Annotated in this window: 19 protein-coding genes and 1 tRNA gene; 13 read left to right on the top strand and 7 right to left on the bottom strand. The window is 68.8% G+C overall.

Annotated elements, in window-relative coordinates; all coding sequences use genetic code 11:
- The first annotated feature begins 125 nt into the window (after window positions 1–125).
- From QRN44_RS02385 to QRN44_RS02365, 5 genes are all read left to right on the top strand, one after another.
- Window positions 126–428 carry a DUF3263 domain-containing protein gene (locus tag QRN44_RS02385; RefSeq protein WP_121289769.1) on the top strand — a complete coding sequence of 101 codons (303 nt, stop codon included), beginning with the start codon at window positions 126–128 and terminating at the stop codon, window positions 426–428.
- Window positions 429–449: 21 nt separating this feature from the next.
- Window positions 450–1,022 carry a LytR C-terminal domain-containing protein gene (locus QRN44_RS02380; protein ID WP_071261182.1) on the top strand — a complete coding sequence of 191 codons (573 nt, stop codon included), beginning with the start codon at window positions 450–452 and terminating at the stop codon, window positions 1,020–1,022.
- A 285-nt stretch (window positions 1,023–1,307) separates the two neighbouring features.
- Window positions 1,308–1,511: a cold-shock protein gene (locus QRN44_RS02375; protein ID WP_064296568.1), complete on the top strand. Its 204-nt coding sequence runs from the start codon at window positions 1,308–1,310 to the stop codon at window positions 1,509–1,511.
- Window positions 1,512–1,715: 204 nt separating this feature from the next.
- Window positions 1,716–3,335, top strand: coding sequence for a chaperonin GroEL (gene groL, locus QRN44_RS02370; RefSeq protein ID WP_064296567.1), 1,620 nt, complete (start codon window positions 1,716–1,718; stop codon window positions 3,333–3,335).
- A gap of 689 nt (window positions 3,336–4,024) precedes the next feature.
- The gene (locus QRN44_RS02365) at window positions 4,025–4,693 is read left to right on the top strand and encodes a hypothetical protein (protein ID WP_175116213.1); all 669 of its coding nucleotides are present in this window, start codon (window positions 4,025–4,027) and stop codon (window positions 4,691–4,693) included.
- 70 nt (window positions 4,694–4,763) lie between these two features.
- Here the strand turns inward: QRN44_RS02365 and QRN44_RS02360 are convergent, their stop codons facing one another.
- From QRN44_RS02360 to QRN44_RS02335, 6 genes are all read right to left on the bottom strand, one after another.
- The gene (locus QRN44_RS02360) at window positions 4,764–5,054 is read right to left on the bottom strand and encodes a WXG100 family type VII secretion target (protein WP_079001905.1); all 291 of its coding nucleotides are present in this window, start codon (window positions 5,052–5,054) and stop codon (window positions 4,764–4,766) included.
- Window positions 5,055–5,206: 152 nt separating this feature from the next.
- The gene (locus QRN44_RS02355; RefSeq protein WP_285038193.1) at window positions 5,207–6,871 is read right to left on the bottom strand and encodes a sensor histidine kinase; all 1,665 of its coding nucleotides are present in this window, start codon (window positions 6,869–6,871) and stop codon (window positions 5,207–5,209) included.
- Window positions 6,872–6,881: 10 nt separating this feature from the next.
- Window positions 6,882–7,571 carry a response regulator transcription factor gene (locus tag QRN44_RS02350; RefSeq protein ID WP_056007716.1) on the bottom strand — a complete coding sequence of 230 codons (690 nt, stop codon included), beginning with the start codon at window positions 7,569–7,571 and terminating at the stop codon, window positions 6,882–6,884.
- Window positions 7,572–7,617: 46 nt separating this feature from the next.
- Window positions 7,618–9,261 carry a DNA repair helicase XPB gene (locus QRN44_RS02345; RefSeq protein WP_121289777.1) on the bottom strand — a complete coding sequence of 548 codons (1,644 nt, stop codon included), beginning with the start codon at window positions 9,259–9,261 and terminating at the stop codon, window positions 7,618–7,620.
- A 51-nt stretch (window positions 9,262–9,312) separates the two neighbouring features.
- Window positions 9,313–11,148, bottom strand: coding sequence for a helicase-associated domain-containing protein (locus QRN44_RS02340; protein ID WP_285038192.1), 1,836 nt, complete (start codon window positions 11,146–11,148; stop codon window positions 9,313–9,315).
- A gap of 5 nt (window positions 11,149–11,153) precedes the next feature.
- Window positions 11,154–11,429 (bottom strand): hypothetical protein, encoded by a 276-nt coding sequence (locus QRN44_RS02335; RefSeq protein WP_064296560.1) that lies wholly within the window; start codon window positions 11,427–11,429, stop codon window positions 11,154–11,156.
- A 135-nt stretch (window positions 11,430–11,564) separates the two neighbouring features.
- On the opposite strand from QRN44_RS02335, the gene QRN44_RS02330 reads away from it, so the two are divergent.
- Window positions 11,565–11,948, top strand: coding sequence for a cold-shock protein (locus QRN44_RS02330; protein WP_064296559.1), 384 nt, complete (start codon window positions 11,565–11,567; stop codon window positions 11,946–11,948).
- The gene (locus tag QRN44_RS02325) at window positions 11,941–12,642 is read left to right on the top strand and encodes a DUF3027 domain-containing protein (protein ID WP_285038191.1); all 702 of its coding nucleotides are present in this window, start codon (window positions 11,941–11,943) and stop codon (window positions 12,640–12,642) included. The genes QRN44_RS02330 and QRN44_RS02325 overlap by 8 nt, the downstream gene beginning before the upstream one ends.
- An 86-nt stretch (window positions 12,643–12,728) precedes the next feature.
- Here the strand turns inward: QRN44_RS02325 and serC are convergent, their stop codons facing one another.
- Window positions 12,729–13,841: a phosphoserine transaminase gene (gene serC, locus QRN44_RS02320; protein ID WP_071261172.1), complete on the bottom strand. Its 1,113-nt coding sequence runs from the start codon at window positions 13,839–13,841 to the stop codon at window positions 12,729–12,731.
- 143 nt (window positions 13,842–13,984) lie between these two features.
- Between serC and QRN44_RS02315 the strand changes: the two genes are divergently transcribed.
- The 6 genes from QRN44_RS02315 to QRN44_RS02290 all read left to right on the top strand — a co-directional run bounded on the left by QRN44_RS02315 (window position 13,985) and on the right by QRN44_RS02290 (window position 18,884).
- Window positions 13,985–14,686, top strand: coding sequence for an iron-dependent transcriptional repressor DtxR (locus QRN44_RS02315; RefSeq protein ID WP_079001918.1), 702 nt, complete (start codon window positions 13,985–13,987; stop codon window positions 14,684–14,686).
- 249 nt (window positions 14,687–14,935) lie between these two features.
- Complete coding sequence (locus tag QRN44_RS02310; RefSeq protein WP_158596534.1) at window positions 14,936–16,105, top strand: CHAP domain-containing protein; 1,170 nt, start codon at window positions 14,936–14,938, stop codon at window positions 16,103–16,105.
- 427 nt (window positions 16,106–16,532) lie between these two features.
- On the top strand, window positions 16,533–17,030 hold the full coding sequence (locus tag QRN44_RS02305) for an HNH endonuclease (RefSeq protein ID WP_175116209.1): 498 nt from the start codon (window positions 16,533–16,535) through the stop codon (window positions 17,028–17,030).
- Between the two features lie 25 nt (window positions 17,031–17,055).
- Window positions 17,056–17,127, top strand: a tRNA-Arg gene (locus QRN44_RS02300).
- Between the two features lie 78 nt (window positions 17,128–17,205).
- Window positions 17,206–18,048, top strand: a complete 843-nt coding sequence (locus QRN44_RS02295) for a LysR family transcriptional regulator (protein WP_064296553.1) — start codon at window positions 17,206–17,208, stop codon at window positions 18,046–18,048.
- Window positions 18,049–18,230: 182 nt separating this feature from the next.
- Entirely contained in the window at window positions 18,231–18,884 is a 654-nt protein-coding gene (locus tag QRN44_RS02290) for a ScbR family autoregulator-binding transcription factor (RefSeq protein WP_285038190.1), read from the top strand.
- Window positions 18,885–19,051 lie beyond the last annotated feature (167 nt).

The following is a 19,051-nucleotide window of genomic DNA, read 5'->3' as shown; positions in this document are numbered from 1 at the left end:
GTGAACGTCGGCCCTCGCCGGGGTGGATGCGGCCCGGCGGCCATCGGCTGAATAGACTTGGAGGACGGCGGACCGGAGCACGACTCCACGGTCGCCGCATCGGCACCGATCGGCAGGAGACGAGCATGCAGTCAGCGTCGCGTACGCCTGCCGATGACGAGGCGTCGACGCCGACGGGCGGCCTCGAGCCGCGCGAGCTCGAGATCCTCGAGTTCGAGTCCCACTGGGTGCAGCACGTCGGGGCCAAGGAGGCCGCCATCCGCGACCGCTTCGCCCTGTCCCCGGCCCGGTACTATCAACTGCTCGGCGCGCTCATCGACTCGCCGTCCGCCCTCGCCCACGACCCCATGCTGATCAAGCGGCTGCAGCGCACCCGCGACGCCCGACTCTCGGCGCGAGGAGCCTCGGCTCCCCGCGCCGACGGCTGAGCAGCTCCCGGAGACCACACCATGGCTGAATCCTTCCCGCCCGACCGCTTCGACGAGGTCCCCGACCTCAAGCGCGTCGGCGCACACCGTGCCCCTGCTCCCAAGGGACGCGGCTGGATCGCCTTCCTCGTCGCCGTCGTCGCAACGCTCGTCCTTGTGGGGATCGGCACCTTCGCCCTGTTCGGACTGAACGACCGCATCGACTTCTTCGGCGGCTCGCAGAGCCCGAGCGCCACGCCCACGCCGACCCCCACCCCGACCGAGGCGGCCCCCGTCGTCGACCCCGCGGCCAGCATCCTCGTCTTGAACGGCACACCCACTGCCGGCCTCGCCGCATCGGCGGCGGCGGCGATCACGGCCGCCGGCTTCACGCAGCAGATCCCGACGAGCGACGCCAGCACCGAGGACGTCACGGCGAGCGGCGTCTACTACCAGGATCCGTCGCAGGAGGGCGTCGCTCGCGCCATCGCGAACGCACTCGGCGGTATCCCGATCCAGATCACGGACACGTACGCGATCCCCGTCGAGGAAGGCGAGGCACCGGTCCTCCGCATCGTCGTCGTGGTCGGCGCGGACTACCAGCCGGCCGCCTGAGCGCGGCTGGAGCAGGTCGATCGGTCAGGTCGCCGGCTCGCCGTGTTTCCGGAGTGTTTCCTCCATGTTGAGTTGTCGTATCACTCCGCCCCGATTGCCGAATTCGGGGTGAATCCGCGCGGTGCCCCGGATTAGTATCTGGAATTGGCCGCTCATCCCGTCCCGTCTCGACTCGCCCCCGGGTCCGCTTCGGCGCAGGGTGGCCGCCGGGATCCCGATCCCGGATGGCAGGTCCGGGTCCGGCAACAGTCGGGCGCCGAGAGCACGCAGCAATGGGAGTATGAAATGGCGAACGGAACCGTCAAGTGGTTCAACGCTGAGAAGGGCTTCGGCTTCATCACGGTCGACGGCGGCGGACAGGATGTCTTCGTCCACTACTCGGCGATCGACATGAGCGGCTACAAGTCCTTGGAAGAGGGCCAGGCGGTCGTCTTCGAGGTCGGCACGGGAGCAAAGGGGCCCCAGGCCGAAGGTGTGCGCCTGGCGTAGCCGCTGATCAGGCACGCGATTCCTGCGACGCCGTCCACTCCGGTGGGCGGCGTCGTTCGTCGTTCCGGGGCGGATCCCGGGAGTTCGCTCAGGGCTCCGGCGCTCACTTGCACTCCCACCCCCTGAGTGCCAGAATCGACTTAGCACTCGTACTCATTGAGTGCTAACAACGTTCATGACGTCCGGGAGGGACGAAAAACACACATGGCTAAGATCATTGCTTTCGACGAGGAGGCCCGTCGCGGCCTCGAGCGTGGACTGAACATTCTTGCTGACACGGTCAAGGTCACCCTTGGGCCGCGCGGTCGCAACGTTGTCCTCGAGAAGAAGTGGGGCGCCCCCACGATCACCAACGACGGCGTGTCCATCGCCAAGGAGATCGAACTCGACGACCCGTACGAGAAGATCGGCGCGGAGCTCGTCAAGGAGGTCGCCAAGAAGACCGACGACGTCGCCGGCGACGGCACCACCACGGCGACCGTGCTGGCACAGGCGCTCGTTCGCGAGGGCCTCCGCAACGTCGCCGCAGGCGCCGACCCCATCAGCCTCAAGCGCGGCATCGAGAAGGCCGTCGAGGCCGTCACGGTCGAGCTCATCGCCAACGCCAAGGAGGTGGAGACCAAGGAGGAGATCGCTGCGACCGCTTCCATCTCCGCCGGCGACACCACCATCGGCGAGATCATCGCCGAGGCGATCGACAAGGTCGGCAAGGAGGGCGTCGTCACCGTCGAGGAGTCGAACACCTTCGGCACTGAGCTCGAGCTCACCGAGGGCATGCGCTTCGACAAGGGCTACCTGTCGCAGTACTTCGTGACCGACCCCGACCGCCAGGAAGCGGTGTTCGAGGACCCCTACATCCTCATCGCCAACCAGAAGATCTCCGCGATCAAGGACCTCCTGCCGATCGTCGACCAGGTCATCCAGTCGGGCAAGCAGCTCCTCATCATCGCTGAGGACGTCGACGGCGAAGCTCTCGCGACGCTCGTCGTCAACAAGATCCGTGGCATCTTCAAGTCCGTCGCCGTCAAGGCTCCGGGCTTCGGCGACCGCCGCAAGGCTCAGCTGCAGGACATCGCCATCCTCACCGGTGGCCAGGTCATCTCCGAGGAGGTCGGCCTCAAGCTCGAGACCGTCACCCTCGACCTGCTCGGCCGTGCGCGCAAGGTCGTCATCACCAAGGATGAGACCACCATCGTCGAGGGTGCCGGCGACGCCGACGCCATCGCCGGTCGTGTCTCGCAGATCCGCAAGGAGATCGACAACACCGACAGCGACTACGACCGCGAGAAGCTCCAGGAGCGTCTCGCCAAGCTCGCGGGCGGTGTGGCGGTCATCAAGGCCGGTGCAGCGACCGAGGTCGAGCTCAAGGAGCGCAAGCACCGCATCGAGGACGCCGTTCGCAACGCGAAGGCCGCCGTCGAAGAGGGCATCGTCGCCGGTGGTGGCGTCGCCCTGATCCAGGCCGGCAAGACCGCGTTCGAGAAGCTCGAGCTCGTCGGTGACGAGGCGACCGGTGCGAACATCGTCAAGGTCGCCATCGACGCTCCGCTCAAGCAGATCGCGCTCAACGCAGGCCTCGAGCCCGGCGTCGTCGCCGACAAGGTCCGCAACCTGCCCGTCGGACACGGCCTCAACGCCGCGACCGGTGAGTACGTCGACATGCTCGCTGCCGGCATCAACGACCCGGTGAAGGTCACGCGCTCCGCGCTGCTCAACGCAGCGTCGATCGCCGGCCTGTTCCTCACCACCGAGGCCGTCGTCGCCGACAAGCCGGAGAAGAACCCGGCTCCGGCCGGCGACCCGACCGGTGGCATGGACTTCTAAGTCCGACAGCAACACCTGCGCAGGGCGTCTCCTTCGGGAGGCGCCCTGCGTCGTTTCGCCATGGCGCATCGGGGAGGACCCTCGACCTGTATGCCCGATTCCGCATGGGCCCGTCAGTCGTTGTAGAGACGTGATCGGAACGGCATATCGACGCGTGTGGCATTTCCTATGATCGAGCTATGAGACGCATCGGGGGAGCGGCGATCGCCGCCGTATTGATTCTGGGGCTGAGCGCGTGCACGCCGGCCGAACCGACCCCGACGGAGACGTCCACACCGGTGTCGTCCGCGACACCGACCACCGCCCCTGGGCCCACCACCCCGGTCAGCTCGTACGGACTCGGATGCAAGGACCTCGTCCCAGCCGACATCGTCAGCTCGGCACTCGCGCCCTCCGTCGTGCTCGAGGCCCCGTTCACGGATGACGTCAACGCGACACCGATCAATACGGCGCCCGTGGCGCTCGGAGGACTACAGTGCAGCTGGGGGAACGGGGAGCCCCGCAGTCGGCTGCAGGGAGGCTCTCCGCTCGGGACCGAGCGCTGGGCGCAGGTGCTGGTGCTCCCTCAGGCGTCGGCCCGCTGGCAGCCGTTCTTCGAAGGTTGGACGTCGGGCGAGCCCGGCCCCTGGGAGAACTCCACGCCGCTCTCCTGCTTCACCGGCGACGGACGTGTGCTCGATGTGTGCAGTATGCAGTTCCTCGTCGGCGACAGCTGGGTGGAGGTCCTCATCGACGGCCCGGCCGACAATGTCGCCGAGTCCGACGAAGCGGCGCTGACCGCGGTCATGCCGTTCGTCGAATCGATCAGGACCGCATTGGAGCCGACGGCGAGTGCGCCACGTTTCGACTGGGGCGACACGACGGCCGGGCCAGCTGTCCTGCCGACCGAGTGCGAGGGCTTCGTGCCCGAGGCGACGATGAGTGACCTCCTCGGCCAGCAACTGGTGTACACGTCGGCGCCGAAGAAGGGCGGTTCGGCCAGTCGAGGGGCCGCTGACGATTTGGGCGTCCCGGACTGTATCTTCGGGCTCCCTGACAGCGATTCGGCTCGCGGATTGCTCACCGCCCTGCCCCGTGGACAGTGGGCCTATGAGCAGTTGGTAGAGACGCGGATGAAGGACGGTGCGGACATCAGCTTCCTGGCGCTCGACGGCTTGGGATCGCGCGACGCCTTCCTGCAGTGCCGGACGGAGATCTTCTCGTCGTGCAGCGTCCACCTCACGGTCGACGGTCATTGGCTGCGCATCGATGTCAGTAACGAGAGCTCGGCCGATCCGGTTTACGGGGTCTCCGAGCTCGGCGCACAAGCGACGGCTTATGCTCAGGCTGCCGCGGCCGGGGTCCTGAGCGGCCGTTGAGCCGCACCGTCGCCGGAGGTCGCGGGAGCCCGCCGACGCAGGTCCGTGAACCGCGTCGGCGGTCAGCCGCTCACCCGCTGAACATGCTGGCGTTCGCCCGCTCGATCTCGGCGTACTGTGTGCCCGCGACGGCGAGTGCCCGGCTGATCTCGCCGAGGTTCTCCTCGACCTGACGCTGGGTGCCCCTCCAGCGCTCGACGACACCGTGGAACGCAGCGGCTGCTGCGCCGGTCCATTGCCCGTCGAGTGCCGCCAGCTGCGAGTGCAGGCGGGCGACCTCGTTCTGGATCTGTTCGATCGTGACGCGTGCCGCCGTGGAGGCGCGCTCGACCGCGTCGCTGTCGACCTGGAAAGTGGCCATGGGAACTCCGTTCGTCCGGGCGATGCCTGTCATCGCCACTACCGAGACGGTAGGTGCTCGTCACCGGCCGGAACCGGCGAGGGAGACCTCGGACATGCCGTCCGGGGCAAGCCGGCGCCTGTGGAGGAGGGTCGAGGAGGCCCGGTGGCGGGTCAGGCCGGAGGGCCCGCGATGACGATGGGGCTCGTGGCCGCCGACGGGGCGAGCGGCAGGATCACGCGGAACGTCGCGCCGCCACCGGGGGTCTCGGTGACGTCGACCGTGCCGCCGTGCGCAGCGACGATGGACGCGACGATCGCCAGTCCGAGGCCGCTGCCGCCCGTCTCGCGGGTCCGCGAACTGTCGGCACGCCAGAAGCGCTGGAAGATCTTCTCGCGGATCTGCGGCGGAATGCCCTCGCCGTGGTCGACGATGGCGATGCTGGCGGTCCCGGCGCGGGCGTCCGTGCCGACCGCGAGCTCGATCGGGCTGTCGGCGGGTGTGAATCGCAGGGCGTTTCCGATGAGGTTCGTGACGACCTGCCGGATCTTGTTCTCCTCGCCGAGGACGATCGGCGGCACGGCCAGGGTCAACGGTTCGGCATTGGGCTTCGTGTCGGGCGTGGTGGCGTCGCCGGACGGCTTCGGCCGACGCCGGAAGCGGTTGAACGTCGCTCCGAAGATCGGGCCGGTCGAGCTCGTCTGGACCGGTGCTTCGGCAGCGGCTGGGGACTCGCCTGGCGTCTCGGAGGCATCGTCGTCGGCGGCTCGCGCCATGCGTTCGTCGCGGACGACCTGGACCGTGCGCCCGGGGGCCTGTGCGGTGGTGTCGAGAGCGGCGTCGCGTGCGATCGGGAGCAGGTCGACGGGGGCGACGTTCAGCGGTCGCGTCTCGTCGAGGCGGGCGAGCTGGAGGAGGTCCTCGACGAGCGCACCCATGCGGATGGCCTCCTTCTCGATGCGCTCCATGGCTTGTGCCACGTCCTGCGGCGTCTGGAGGGCGCCCATCCGGTAGAGCTCGGCGTAGCCGCGGACGGAGACGAGCGGGGTGCGCAGCTCGTGGCTCGCATCGCCGACGAAGTTCCGCATCTGCTCGATGGTCTTCCCGCGATCGGAGTACGCGCGGTCGATGCGCGCGAGCATCGTGTTGAGCGATCGGCTGAGTCGCCCCACCTCGGTGTTCGGCGTCGAGCCCGCGAGTCGCTGGCTGAAGTCGCCGTCGGCGAACGCGGCGGCCGTCCGTTCCACCTGGCGGAGCGGTTCGAAGGTGCCGGTCACCAACCAGCGGGTGAGGAGTGCTCCGACCACGATGATGAGCACGCCGAGGACGAAGAAGATCGTGAGGTAGGTCGCGATCGTGTTGTCGGTGCCCTGCATCGAGATGGCGACCCATGCCGCTCCCGTGCGGAACCCGTCGAGGGTGACCGGGACGGACACCGCGTGGTACACGATCGTGCCGCTCGCGTTGGTGGTCGTGTAGATCTGGTTCCCGCTCGCGGCGACGTCGTTCGCGCTGAGGTGCGCCGGGTGCTCGGGAGCGATGCTGTCGTCCCAGCCGGAGGAGGCCCGGAGTTCGCCGTTCGTGTCGTACACGGCGACGAACAGCGTCGAGGGGGCGTCGAGCTGGAGCTGACCGTCCTCGGAGATCTCACCGACGATCTTGCCCTTGGCGGCAGTGACCAGACTGTCGTTCGCCTGCTGGGTGAGGACCTCCTTGAGGAGCGGGGTCGTCCCCATGCCGGCGACGAGCAGACCGAAGGCGAGGACGAGCACCGTCACCCCGGTGATCTTCGTCCGGAGTGAGACGCTGCTCCACCAGGTGGACAGGGAATCGGCCATCGGGTGGGGGCTACGCCTTTCCGGCCTTGAGCATGTAGCCGAATCCGCGCTTGGTCTGGATGAGCGGCTCGCTGGAGAACTGGTCGAGCTTCCGGCGCAGGTAGGAGATGTAGCTCTCGACGATGCCGGCGTCGCCGTTGAAGTCGTACTCCCAGACGTGGTCGAGGATCTGGGCCTTCGACAGGACGCGATTCGGGTTGAGCATGAGGTAGCGGAGGAGCTTGAACTCGGTCGGGCTGAGGTCGATGGGGGTGTCACCGACGAGGACCTCGTGGGTGTCCTGGTCCATCGTCAGCTCGCCGGTGCGGATCACCGCGTCCTCGTCGGCCTGCATCGTCCGGCGGAGGATGGCCTTGATGCGTGCCACGATCTCGTCGAGGCTGAACGGCTTGGTGACGTAGTCGTCGCCGCCGACCGTCAGGCCCGTGATCTTGTCCTCGGTGTCGTCCTTCGCGGTGAGGAAGAGGATGGGCGCCGTGTAACCGGCGCTGCGGAGGCGCTTGGTGACGCCGAAGCCGTTCATGTCCGGCAGCATCACGTCGAGGATGATGAGGTCTGGCTCCTCCTCGAGGACCGCCGAGATGGCGGCTGCGCCGTTGCCCACGGCACGGACGGCGAAGCCGGCGAATCGCAGGCTCGTGGTGAGGAGGTCGCGGATGTTCGGTTCGTCGTCGACGATGAGGATGCGGGGTCCGGTCATGACACCATTATCTGCACGTTTCTTGAGACTTTTCTGAGAGCCGGATTCACGCGTTCTGGAGGGCGTGGGCGTCGAGGATCGTGTAGCTGTAGCCCTGCTCGGCGAGGAAGCGCTGCCGGTTCTGTGCGAACTCCTGATCGACGGTGTCGCGCGACACGAGGGTGTAGAAGCTCGCGGTAAGCCCAGTGGACTTCGGGCGCAGCAGGCGGCCGAGACGCTGCGCCTCCTCCTGCCGTGAACCGAACGACCCCGACACCTGGATGGCGACGGTCGCTTCGGGCAGGTCGACCGAGAAGTTCGCGACCTTGGAGACGACGAGCACCTGCTCGGTGCCGTCGCGGAAGGCCTGGTAGAGCCGTTCGCGCTCGTCGACCGGCGTCGCCCCCGTCAACTGCGGGGCTCCCAGCGTCTCGGCGAGCTCCTCGATCTGATCGAGGTACTGTCCGATGACGAGGATCTGCTCGCCGCGGTGCCGTTCGACGAGCTGCCGGACGACGTCGAGCTTCGCCGGGGCGGTCGCGGCGAGGCGGTACCGCTCGTCGTCGGCCGATGCGGCATAGGTGAGTCGGTCGGCCTGGGGCAGGTCGACGCGTACCTCGAAGCACGCAGCAGGGGAGATGAAGCCCTGCGCCTCGATCTCCTTCCACGGGGCGTCGAACCGCTTCGGGCCGATGAGCGAGAAGACGTCGCCCTCGCGACCGTCCTCGCGGATGAGCGTCGCCGTCAGGCCGAGGCGACGCCGCGCCTGCAGCTCGGCGGTGAGCTTGAAGACGGGGGCCGGGAGCAGGTGCACCTCGTCGTACACCACGAGGCCCCAGTCCATGGCGTCGAGCAGCGCGAGGTGCGCGTACTCACCCTTCCGCTTGGCCGTGAGGATCTGGTAGGTCGCGATCGTGACCGGTTTGACCTCCTTCACCTGCCCCGAGTACTCGCCGATCTCCTCGGCGGTGAGGGAGGTGCGCTTCAACAACTCGTCGCGCCACTGCCGCGCCGACACCGTGTTCGTGACGAGGATGAGGGTGTTGGTGGACGCCGTCGCCATCGCTCCGGCGCCGACCAGGGTCTTGCCCGCACCGCAGGGGAGCACCACGACGCCGGAACCGCCGGAGAAGAAGTTGTCGACCGCCTGCTGCTGATAGTCGCGGAGGTGCCAGCCGTCCTCGACCAGGTCGATCCGGTGCGGCGTGCCGGCCGTGTATCCGGCGAGGTCTTCGGCGGGCCAGCCCAGCTTCACGAGTTCCTGTTTGAGCGCGCCGCGTGCCCACGGCTCGACGAGGAAGGTGTCCGGCGTCGGATGCCCGATGAGCAGTGGCGCGATCTTCTTGGCGCCGGCCACCTCGGTCAGGATCGGGAGGTCCGTCGAGCGGAGGACGAGCTCACCCTCCTCGGAGCGCTCGATCACGAGCCGTCCGTAGCGGTTGACGGTCTCGCGCATGTCGATCGTCACGGACGCGGGAATGGAGAACTTCGAGTACCGCTCCAGCGTCTCGATCATCTGGTCGGCATCGTGCCCGGCGGCCCGCGCGTTCCAGAGTCCGAGACGGGTGATCCGGTAGGTGTGGATGTGCTCCGGCGCACGCTCGAGCTCGGCGAACACCGAGAGATCGTGGCGGGCGTCCTCGGCGAGCGGGTGGGCGACCTCGAGCAGCACGGTGCGGTCGCTTTGGACGATCAGTGGTCCATCAGACATAACGGTCGAGTCTACCGGCGGATCCGGTGCGCAGCCCCCTTGAGCGGGCGCTCAGCCGGCGATCCGGACCTCGGTGATCATCGCGAGCGGCAGGGTGCGTTCGACGTCGGCCGACCGGTCCAGACCGCGCAGACGACCACCGGCGAGACTCACCGGCTCGATCGTGAACGTGGATCGGCGCTCGCCGTGCTGCAGCTGCACGGTGACCGGCGTGTGGTCGCGGACGGCGATCTCCAGCTGCTTGGACAACCACGCGGAGCTGGTGTCCCCGCGGTCGTCGGCGCGGAGCCGCGACACCAGGTCCGGTTCCGTCGAGGCGGCCGGAGCGGAGACCGCGGCACGCATGACCGGCTGCCGGCGGATCCGGAGCGAGGCGCCGTCGTCGTCCTCCGCGACCACCGGGTAGCGCGCGTCGTGGAGGGCCCAGTAGACCGTCGCCGCCTCGATCCGGCTGGTGAGCCGGTGCTCGTCGCTCGGCCGGAGACCGAGCGCCACGAGGCTCTGGTCGACCGAGATCGCCGCGATCAGGCCGGCGTCATCGGAGCGGATGTAGCTGCTGCGTCCAGGATCGGCCGAGGCGTCGGCTGACGCGCGGATCGTCCCGACGCGGACGAGGCCGAATCGGGATGCGGCCTCGGACACGAGGTACCGCAGGGGTTGGGGGACGCCGGTCAGGGAGATCGACTCGAGGTACGCGAGCAGGTCCTCGGCCGTGTCCCCGTCGGCGAGGGCCCGGGTGACGCTCGCGGTCGTGATGCGGTACCTCGACGCCTGGGCGCGCCCCTCCGGTTCCGCGAGGGCCCGGAGTCGGACGTCGAGTTCCGCCGTCGGGGGACCGAGCGCGATGACCGTCAGGTCGTCCTGGAGGACGACCTGCGACACCTCGGCGGGGAGCATGGACGCGAGCGCCGAGGCCGCGTCGGCCGCGTGGTCGTCGACGAGCAGCCGTCCGAACCCGCTGGTCGCCCCGTCGACGGTGATCCCGAGCAGCTCGGCGACGGCGTCGACCGCTCGCGTCGGTGCCACGACGGCATCCTCCGCCAACGGGTACCACCAGCTGAGCTCCTCGACCAGATCGACGGAACCGCGTCGGTACGCGGTCAGGATGTGGTCGCGGACCGTGGCAGGGATCGCGTCGCGCCACGCCGTCGCGAGACGGAGCCAGCGTTCCGCCGTGGCCGACGCCAGCCAGGCCTCACCGACCTCGCTCAAGCGGATGGCGGAGCCGATCGCGTCCGTGAGCCCGGCAGCCGACGCCACGGACAGGGCGAGCTCGATCTGTTCGGGTGTGCTCGCCGCCGCCGCTGCGAGCCGTTTGAGGTCGGGCATGGACGGGGCCCCACGGCCGAGCAGACGGGCGGGCTCGCGGTCGAGTTCGTGGAGGCTCTCGCCGACGATGCCGACGGCGCCGGCCGCACGCTCGCTCGCGAGGGCGTCCGTGTCGGGTGATGGTCGGGTCACGGGGGATGTCGGCGGCTCGACCGGAAGCTGGAGTTCGGCACGGCCGGGCTTGCCGCTCGCCGTCCACTCCTCGAACACCGCGGCCACCGCGTTCACCGGCCTGATCGGACCGGCACCGTCGTCCAGCACCAGGATGTCCTGCTGCAGCCGCTCCAGGGCGGCATCCACCTCCGACTCGTCGCGTCCGAGCGTGGTCGCGAGCGACTGGCGCTCCGTCCCGTCCAGCGAGGCGGCGAGGACGGCGAGGGTGTCCCGGTCGAGCAGCGCCATCCGGCGGGCGACGCTCGCCTCGTCCAACAGTGCTTCGGCGAAGTCGAAGAAGTCCGCGATGCGGGCTGAGGAGGCCCTGCGGTCGGGCGTCAGCCTGCGGAGCGCGTCGTCCGGGAGCTCCCGGAGGCGGCGCGCGATCGCGAAGGCCTCGCCCATGGTCGTCAGCGCGGCGACTGACCGCGGGACTCGCGGGACCGTCGAACGGCACCCACGATGATGAGCGTGATCAGCATCAGGAAGGCGATCGGGAGTCCGACGAGCGGCAGGATCGTCACGACCGGCCAGGCGCCGACGGCGAAGTCGCCCTGCTCGAGGCCGGTGGCGGTGCCGACCATCACCGCGACGAACGCGGCGATCGACACGGCGACGATCGTCACGACCATGTAGGCCAGGATCCGTTCGGGCCGCGAGATGCTCGGCGTCTGCTCATCAGTCACGCTCCCAGGATAGAGGCACGCGGCTGCTGCACCGAATAGGCTGGGGGCCGAGGACCGATGGTCCTCTCGATCGCGCGTCCTGCGCGATCACCGCACGGCGCTGCATTTCTGCGCACGACACACAGCGAGGTTCCCATGCCCACCGGCAAGGTCAAGTTCTACGACGAGGAGAAGGGCTTCGGCTTCATCAGCTCCGATGACGGCCAGGAGGTCTTCCTGCACGCTTCCGCACTGCCCGCGGGCACGGCCGGCGTGAAGCCGGGGACGCGGCTCGAGTTCGGCATCGCCGACGGCAAGCGCGGCGCCCAGGCGCTGTCCGTGCGCGTCCTCGAGGCTCCGCCCAGCCTCGTCAAGCTGAAGCGCAAGCCGGCCGACGACATGGCGATCATCGTCGAGGACCTCGTGAAGCTCCTCGACGGCATCGGTGGCGACCTGCGCCGCGGCAAGTACCCGAACAGCAGCCACAGCAAGAAGATCGCTGCCGTGCTGCGCAAGGTCGCGGACGAGCTGGATGCCTGACGCGGGCCAGGAGACACCGGCCGAGGATCGCGACGTCACGGCCGACGCGGACGCCCGACCAACGTCGGACGAGCACCGCTCGGACGACGGCGCCGACGGCGAGCCGACCCCGGCACCCGTGCCGGACGAGACGCTGATCGCGGCCGTCGAGCTCGCGCGTGAAGCGCTGCAGGAGATCACGCCCGCGAGCACGGTGGGCGAGCCGGCCGGGCACGTCGTGGTCGACGATCACGTCGTCTCGTTGCTGTTCGCGAACACGATGGCCGGCTACCCGGGATGGTTCTGGACGGTGACGCTCTCGCGGACCGCCGACGACGCCGCGCCCAACGTGCTCGAGACGGAGCTGATGCCCGGTGACGGCGCGTTGCTGGCTCCGCAGTGGGTGCCGTGGTCGGAGCGCCTCGCGGACTACCGCGCCGCGCAGGAGGCCGCGGCCGCTGCCGCGGCTGACGACGCGCTCGACGACGCTGATGACACCGACGAGTTCGACGACGACGTCGCGCTGTCCGGGGATCCCCGCGACCGGGACCGCGACGGCATCGAGCTCGAGTACGACGAGGACGACGTCGATGCGGCGTCGGACGACTCCGACGACGACGAATCGGACGACGACGACTCCGATGAGGACGACGAGGACGATTCCGACGAGGAAGACGACTCCGACGAAGACGACGACCGGTTCGAGGACGAGTAGCACTCGCGCACCACGCGACAGACGAACGGGCGGCCGGACCTCGAGAGGATTCGACCGCCCGTTCGGCGTTCAGCGGGGGAGGCGGATCAGAGCGCCCCGACGACGTGTTCGATGCTCGCGATGAGCTGACGGACGTCTGCGGGGTCGATCGCCGTGAAGGTCGCGACGCGCAGCTGGTTGCGACCGAGCTTGCGGTAGGGCTCGGTGTCGACGATGCCGTTCGCCCGCAGGGTCTTCGCGACCAGCGCCGCGTCGATGGCGTCGTCGAAGTCGATCGTGACGACGACCTGCGAGCGGTGGTCGGGGTCCGTCACGAACGGCGTCGTGTAGGAGGTGCGCTCGGCCCACTCGTACAGGGCGCCTGAGGATTCGGCCGTCCGTGCCGACGCCCAGGCGAGGCCGCCGTTGCCGTTGATCCACGAGATCTGTTCCTCGAGGAGCACGAGCGTCGACAAGGCAGGCGTGTTGAGCGTCTGCTCGAGCCGGGAGTTGTCGACCGCGTTCTTCAGGCTCAGGAACTCCGGGATGTAACGCCCGCTGGCGGCGATCCGTTCGATGCGCTCGATCGCTGCGGGGGAGCAGAGGGCGAACCACAGGCCGCCGTCGGATGCGAAGTTCTTCTGCGGTGCGAAGTAGTAGACGTCCGCCTGGCTCGCGTCGAAGTCCACACCACCGGCGGCACTCGTCGCGTCGATCACCGTGAGTGCACCGGCGTCGCCGGATACGCGTCGCACCGGGGCCATGACACCGGTCGAGGTCTCGTTGTGCGGCCAGGCGTACACGTCGACGCCCTCGACCACCTCGGGATCGATGCGGGATCCACCCGGCACCTCGCGGACGTCCGGGGCGGTGAGCCACGGGGCGCCGGCCGCCTTGGCGAACTTGCCGCCGAACTCACCGAAGACGAGGTTCTGGCTGCGCTGCTCGATGAGGCCGAAGGCGGCGGCATCCCAGAACGCGGTCGAGCCGCCGTTGCCGACGATGATCTCGTAGCCCTCGGGAGCGCGGAACAGCTCGGCCAGGCCGGCGCGGACACGGCCGACGAGCTGCTTGACGGGAGCCTGTCGGTGGGAGGTGCCGAGGAGGGACAGGCCGGCCTCGGAGAGCGCTGCGATCTGCTCGGGTCGGATCTTGGAGGGGCCGCAGCCGAATCGACCATCGGCGGGCAGAAGGGACGTGGGAATCGTGATCTCCGGCATACGGCGATTCTAGAGGCGGGGGCCTCATGGCGTCGTGCCACGCAGCCGGATGCGTCCACCCGGGGCGGAGTGGCTTGGCGCGGGAACGTCGCCGCCGCGCACTAGGCTTACCGGGAACGTGCAATCGGGCAGGGAGGGCGTCGATGACCGATTTGATTGACACCACAGAGATGTATCTCCGCACCATTCTGGAGCTCGAGGAGGAGAACATCATCCCGCTTCGTGCGCGGATCTCCGAGCGCCTCGGGCACTCCGGACCGACGGTCTCGCAGACGGTCGGGCGGATGGAGCGCGACGGACTCGTCGTCGTGTCGGGGGACCGGCACCTCGAGCTCACCGAACCGGGTCGTCGCAAGGCTGTCCACGTCATGCGGAAGCACCGCCTGGCGGAGCGCCTCCTGAGCGACGTCATCGGCCTGGAGTGGGAGTTCGTCCACGAGGAAGCCTGTCGCTGGGAACACGTCATGAGTGAGCAGGTCGAGCGCAAGCTGCTCGACATGCTCAACCACCCCACCGAGTCGCCGTACGGCACCCCGATCCCGGGACTCGACGAGTTCGGCGACAGCCCCGCCGTCGCCTTCTCGCAGGGCGTCATCAACATCGTGGGTCTCGTCGAAGGACGCACCGAGCCGGTCACGGCGACGGTCCGACGTCTCGGCGAACCGGCGCAGGTCGACCCCGAGCTGCTCCTGCAGCTCAAGCAGGCCGGCGTCATGCCGGGTCGCGCGGGAACCTTCGCGGCAGCGGGCGGCTACGTGCTCGTCACCATCGACGGTGTCGAGGGCGGCCTCGAGCTGCCCAACGAGCTCGCGACGCACATCTTCGTGGAGACCCCTGCCGCGTGAGCATGAGACGCGTATGAGGATTCCCTCATGTGCCCGTTTTCCCGTGATCGAAACGTGACTTTCTGAGGGGTAACCCGTAGGCTGTCACTCGTCCTGAAGGCCATGATCTGGCTCAAGGAAGACGACCGAGGCACCCCCTAGCCCGTCCCTCGGCCACACGAACCGACATCAATCGTCGGATGGGGCTGCGCCATGCCGATCGCACGACCGCGATCGTCGTCGCTCATGCGGGGTGCCGGAGGAATCCACTTGACTGCAGCTGGCGAGAGCGGCCCCGACCAGGCCGAGACGACCCCGAACGTCCCCCTCACCCGGAAGCAGCTCCGACTCCAGGAGCAGGCCGCGAAGCAGGCGGAGGCGACCACCCCGTCCCAGACGGAAGCAGACGACGCGCTCGTCACCGAGGTCGCTCCGGACGCACCCGTCGACCACCCCGAGATCGTCCTCGACGATGCCGTGGTCGAGGAGGTCGACGCCGCCGTCACGACCGGTGAGGTCCGTGTCGACCAGCGGCCGCTGACGAAGCCCGCCGCACCGGAGCCGACGGCCCCGCAGTCCTTCACCGTGACGTCCGCCACCGACGCCTCGCTCGCGACCGTCGCTCCGCTCCGCACCGGTGCGGATCGCGTCGCCCGCAACAAGCCCCCGGTCAAGCCGTCCGCGTCGACGGTCGCCGTGCGCAAGCCGAAGCCGTCCGGAGCCCGACCCGGCTCCGTCCGCGGCGTCGCCACCATGGCCTTCCTCGTGCCGGCACTGGTCGCCACCGTCGCCCTCCCTGCCTATGCGGCGAGCAGCAGTGCGCAGACCGAGTACGGGACGTCCGCCTCGGAGCAGCTGAAGGCCTCCGGTGCCCAGAGCGTCGTCGCTTCCGACAAGGTGGCCGACGCACCGATCTCCCGCGACCTCTACAGCGCGACGACGCCGGACGAGCTCGCCGAGCGCCAGCGGCAGCTCGACGCCGCTGCAGCTGCCAGCAACGCCACCTACTCGATCACCGTGGGCGCACGTCAGGCCGGCGACGACTACCCGTGGTTCGACCAGGCGACCGACGACGAGGGCGGCGGGCTCTCGCCGCTGCGGTACTACTACCGCGAGTGCGTGGACTTCGTCGCCTGGCGACTCAACCGCGACGCGGGTACGCCGAGTGGGAACTGGGCCTTCACCTGGGGCAACGGCCTGCCGCCGAGCAGCGCCTACGGCTGGGCCGACTCGTGGCAGTACAACAAGGGGACCAACGCCATCGCCGGCTCCGTCGCCTGGTTCAACTACAACCACGTCGCCTATGTGCAGTCGGTCAACGCCGATGGGACGGTCACCCTGGAGGAGTACAACTGGGGATCCGCACGGCACAGCTACAACACGCGCACCATCGCGGCCAGCGCCGTGGCGCTCTACCTCTACCCGCCGGGTGTCGGCTGAGCCGAACCGCTCGACCTGGATCGCGTCCCTCCGTCGGAGGGACGCGATTCGTCGTCGTACGCGGTGACCGTTCGCGACCGAGCGGTGTCCGTCGTCCGAAGCCGAGGTGGCGCGGAGGGGAATTCTCCTGCAACGTGCGGAAATCCGGTCGGTGTGGGTTAATCTGGTGCTCTGCAACTCGGAGAGGTTCAGGAGCTGATGCACGCTATACGTCGCCACGTGGTCGCGAATGGTCGCGGCCTCTACGTGCTGCGGCATTCCAGCCAAGCGTGCCGTGGCTCCGCCGTGGGTCAAGAGGGTGCTGTCGTCATGACAGTGCCCTTTTTTGTTCCCCGGAAACGACTCGATCCGCCGCGTCAGGGACGCAGCAGGTGATGATCGTCGACCGGTCGCGGCAGCCGTCGTGGCCCTTCGGAAGGGAACGTGCATGCGCACACTGGTGTTGAACGCGGGCTATGAGCCGCTCGCGATCGTCTCGTTCAAGCGGGCCCTCGTGCTCGTGATGCATCACAAGGCGACCGTCGTCGAGATCGACTCCTCGCATCCCGTGGTGGCGACGAGTGGATCGTTCGATCGGCCGTCGGTCATCCTGCTCACCAGATACGTCCGGATCCCGAACGCCCGCCGGGTGCCCGTGACCCGCCGCGGCGTGCTGCGCCGCGACGGCCACCGCTGCGCCTACTGCGGGAAGGCGGCGACGACGATCGACCACGTGCAGCCGCGCTCGCGCGGGGGTGTGGACAGTTGGGAGAACCTCGTGGCCTGCTGCCTGCGCTGCAACAACGTGAAGGGCGATCGCACGCCGGTGGAGATGAACTGGAGCCTCCGGGTCTCGCCGCGGACGCCGCACGGCTCGCAGTGGATGGTGCGGGGCGTCGAGCGCTCGGAGCCCGACTGGGAGCAGTACCTGGCGCCTGCCGCCTGAGCGACCGGCTACACTCGACGGGTCAGCCTCTGTAGCTCAATGGAAGAGCAGTTCCGTCCTAAGGAAAGGGTTGGGGGTTCGAGTCCCTCCAGGGGCACTGTCCGAGGTGCGGCCGTCCAGGCGAGCACGGCTTCGCATGTCGGGTAGCGCTGCGAGCACGCCGTAGGCTCGAAGCATGACGCACGACCTCCACCGCCAACTCGAACGCGACGCCATCACTCTTCGTCAGCTCCGGTCGGCCGTGGTCGTCGCGGATGCTCGGACGCTCGGCGCCGCGGCGAACCTGCTCGGGGTCGCACAGCCGAGCCTCGCGCAGCAGCTGCGGCGGCTCGAGGCAGCGCTCGGGGTCGAGCTGTTCAGCGTCCTGGGGGAGGAGTACCGCCCGACGCGCGAGGGGCAGCGCTTCCTGCTGAAGGTCCGTACCTTCATCGACGTGGTCGCCGACATGGACCCAGCGTCACCGGCGCGGCACATCCGGGTCGGCCGTCCGCCGACGACGTGGGACGCGGTCGTCTCCGAGGCCGGTCGCCGCATCGACGTCCCGGCGATCGCGGTCACGATCGAGCCGGTCGAGCAGCTGCACCTCGTCACCACCGGTCGTCTCGACGCCACCATCGTGCGCCTGCCGATCGAGCTGCCGGACGAGCTCGCCGCCGAGGAGATCGCCGCACTCCCGCTCGGGGTCGTCATGCGAGCGGCGCACCCGCTGTCGGCGAAGGACGTCATCGAGTGGTCCGATCTCGCCGACCAGGAGCTGCTTCGTCCCGAGCCCGGCAAGGACCCGGCGTACTCGGCCTGGCTGGCCGGCGCGCTCGCGGCGCGCGGCTGGTACCCGCGCTCCCTGACGATCGACGCGGGGAACGACACGCTGTTCCTCGACGCCCTGCGCTTCGGTGAGCGACTCGTCGCCCTCCGTCCGGTGGCCGCGATGCGGGAGGGCGACGGCCTGTGCTGGCGGCCGTTCGCCGACGCGCCTGAGCTCCGCGAGCGGTTCGCCCTGGTCACACGACGCGAGTGAGTCCGCTCGGGGCCGGTCGGCGATGACACCCTCTACGCGCCCTTTTGCGACGCGACCGGGATCTTCTCCCGATCAAGTCGGTCGACTTGTTCCGGATTTCTGCCGCGTTCGACACCGTGTTCTCAGCTCGGAGTGGGTACGCTTATCCCTGAATCGGGGGATGACAGAAGCAGGATACGCACATGCCCGAACGACGACCACAGCAGCAACGAGGTCATGAACGACGCCAGACCGTCGTCGAAGGTGCCGCGCGCATGTTCGACCGGGTCGGCTACGGACAGGCGAGCCTGTCGGACATCGCCCGTGAGGCGGGGACGACGCAGGGCTCGCTGTACTTCTACTTCCCCTCGAAAGAGGAACTGGCGATCGCCGTCATCAACGAGCAGAGTACGCGCTCGATCGCTGCGCTGACCGCGCCGACCACCGCGCCCTCGCCGTTCGGCGGGCTCGTCCAGGCCTCCCGCGCCATCACCGAGCAGCTGCTCACCGACCCCATCACCCGCGCCGGCCTGCGGCTGTCCCTCGAGCAGGGCGTCATCCAGGCTCCGACGACCGCGTTCCACGAGCAGTGGATCGCGAGCGTCGAGGAGCGGGTGCGGGCCTCGATCGAGCTCGGTGAGTTGCAGTCTCCGCTCGAGCCGGCGGAACTGGCGAGGTCCTTCGTCGCGTTCTTCACAGGGACCCAGCTCGTCTCGAACCTGCTGGCCGGTCGGACCGACCTCCTCAACGCGGTCGACGCCATGTGGCGGATCCTCATCGCGGCGGTCATCGTCGCGGACCGGCAGGCCGAGGTGCTCGCCGTCCTTGACGCCGCCTTCGACGCGCAGGGCGCCTGAGCGGCCGGGTGCACGTTAGGGGGTAGCCCTGACGCATGCGCCGTGAGGTCACCCTAAACTGAATCGGGTGATTAACTCACTTTGCTGATCGTCGTGCGACGACGGATGGATCACGGTGTGCGGGGGCATTCCGCGTTCCATCGGCGAAGAGTTGGTTCACGTGCCGG

The sequence above is a fragment of the Plantibacter sp. lyk4-40-MEA-4 genome, from assembly GCF_030209415.1.
Classification (GTDB): Bacteria; Actinomycetota; Actinomycetes; order Actinomycetales; family Microbacteriaceae; genus Plantibacter; species Plantibacter flavus_A.
Note: the sequence above shows the minus strand (reverse complement) of the source record. Positions and strands in the feature narration are given on the sequence as shown.

Coding starts and splice junctions, on each gene's coding strand:
- serC (WP_071261172.1), bottom strand. CDS start 13,841: ATGCCGGAGATCACGATTCCCACGTCCCTTCTGCCCGCCGATGGTCGA.
- QRN44_RS02360 (WP_079001905.1), bottom strand. CDS start 5,054: ATGGCCACTTTCCAGGTCGACAGCGACGCGGTCGAGCGCGCCTCCACG.
- groL (WP_064296567.1), top strand. CDS start 1,716: ATGGCTAAGATCATTGCTTTCGACGAGGAGGCCCGTCGCGGCCTCGAG.
- QRN44_RS02365 (WP_175116213.1), top strand. CDS start 4,025: ATGCAGTTCCTCGTCGGCGACAGCTGGGTGGAGGTCCTCATCGACGGC.
- QRN44_RS02315 (WP_079001918.1), top strand. CDS start 13,985: ATGACCGATTTGATTGACACCACAGAGATGTATCTCCGCACCATTCTG.
- QRN44_RS02330 (WP_064296559.1), top strand. CDS start 11,565: ATGCCCACCGGCAAGGTCAAGTTCTACGACGAGGAGAAGGGCTTCGGC.
- QRN44_RS02295 (WP_064296553.1), top strand. CDS start 17,206: ATGACGCACGACCTCCACCGCCAACTCGAACGCGACGCCATCACTCTT.
- QRN44_RS02290 (WP_285038190.1), top strand. CDS start 18,231: ATGCCCGAACGACGACCACAGCAGCAACGAGGTCATGAACGACGCCAG.
- QRN44_RS02340 (WP_285038192.1), bottom strand. CDS start 11,148: ATGGGCGAGGCCTTCGCGATCGCGCGCCGCCTCCGGGAGCTCCCGGAC.
- QRN44_RS02375 (WP_064296568.1), top strand. CDS start 1,308: ATGGCGAACGGAACCGTCAAGTGGTTCAACGCTGAGAAGGGCTTCGGC.
- QRN44_RS02380 (WP_071261182.1), top strand. CDS start 450: ATGGCTGAATCCTTCCCGCCCGACCGCTTCGACGAGGTCCCCGACCTC.
- QRN44_RS02350 (WP_056007716.1), bottom strand. CDS start 7,571: ATGACCGGACCCCGCATCCTCATCGTCGACGACGAACCGAACATCCGC.
- QRN44_RS02325 (WP_285038191.1), top strand. CDS start 11,941: ATGCCTGACGCGGGCCAGGAGACACCGGCCGAGGATCGCGACGTCACG.
- QRN44_RS02305 (WP_175116209.1), top strand. CDS start 16,533: ATGCGCACACTGGTGTTGAACGCGGGCTATGAGCCGCTCGCGATCGTC.
- QRN44_RS02355 (WP_285038193.1), bottom strand. CDS start 6,871: ATGGCCGATTCCCTGTCCACCTGGTGGAGCAGCGTCTCACTCCGGACG.
- QRN44_RS02345 (WP_121289777.1), bottom strand. CDS start 9,261: ATGTCTGATGGACCACTGATCGTCCAAAGCGACCGCACCGTGCTGCTC.
- QRN44_RS02385 (WP_121289769.1), top strand. CDS start 126: ATGCAGTCAGCGTCGCGTACGCCTGCCGATGACGAGGCGTCGACGCCG.